Here is a 1,031-nt window from a genome sequence, read left to right on the forward strand (position 1 = left end):
CTCCCCCGGCCGGTCGATACCGGGAAGCTTTGGAAGGCCGAAAATCGAAAAGTCGCTGCCGCGCGCCGGCGCCTGGGTGCGGACCGCCGCGCGCAGCCTGGCCGAACGGGCGCGCGGATTGGCCGCCACCTCGGCGTCGCCGGCCGTCACGCCGCCGCCCGCCTTGCGGAACGTCGCGGTGCGCGCATGCGCCTCGGGCAGGTGACGCGAGCCGGTCGCGACATCGGCCCGGTCGGCGATGAAACGCTTGACGATGCGGTCTTCCAGAGAATGGAAGGTGACCACGGCGAGCCGTCCGCCCGGCTTCAGAGCGCGTTCGGCCGCAAACAGGGCCTTGGCCAGTTCGCCAAGCTCGTCATTGACAAAAATGCGCAGCGCCTGGAAGACGCGCGTCGCCGGATGGATCTTGTCCTTCGGCGCCCGGCCGATATGCGTCTCGATGGCGTCGGCGAGTTCCAACGTGCGCTCGAACGGGCGCTTTTCGCGGCGCGCCTCGATCATGCGGGCAATGCGTCCGGCATGGCGCTCCTCGCCGAGGAAGCCGAAGATGCGGGCAAGATCGCCCGGCTTGAAGGAATTGACGACGTCGGCGGCGCTGAGGCCCGATTGCGCCATGCGCATGTCGAGCGGCCCGTCGGCGCGGAACGAAAACCCGCGCTCCGCCTGGTCGAGCTGCATCGAGGACACGCCGATGTCGAGCACGATCCCGTCGGCGCTCTCGACATGTTCGTCCAGCGTCGAGAACGGCGCCTGCACCAGCCGCAGCCGACCACCCGACTGCACTTCAAGATCGCGCCCGGCCGCAATGGCATCCGGATCGCGGTCGATCGCCACCACGGAGGCGCCTGTCGCCAGAATGGCCCTGGTGTAGCCGCCGGCGCCAAACGTGCCGTCGATGATGAGGTCGCCCTGCGCCGGCGCCAGTGCTTCGAGCACTTCGGCAAGGAGGACCGGAATGTGGCGGGCCGATCCGCCAACGGCGTGCCCATCTACGGCGCGAGGAAGGTCATCGCCGTGGCCTGCCGTCATTC

General features: G+C 69.2%; 1 protein-coding gene. It reads right to left on the reverse strand.

Annotated features, from left to right (window positions below):
• The coding region (gene rsmH, locus EN991_RS37575; protein WP_127370595.1) for a 16S rRNA (cytosine(1402)-N(4))-methyltransferase RsmH at positions 1-1,029 on the reverse strand (1,029 nt) is incomplete at its 3' end.
• Positions 1,030-1,031: the final 2 nt, after the last annotated feature.

This window comes from Mesorhizobium sp. M7A.F.Ca.US.005.03.2.1 (assembly GCF_003997795.1).
GTDB lineage: Bacteria > Pseudomonadota > Alphaproteobacteria > Rhizobiales > Rhizobiaceae > Mesorhizobium > Mesorhizobium ciceri.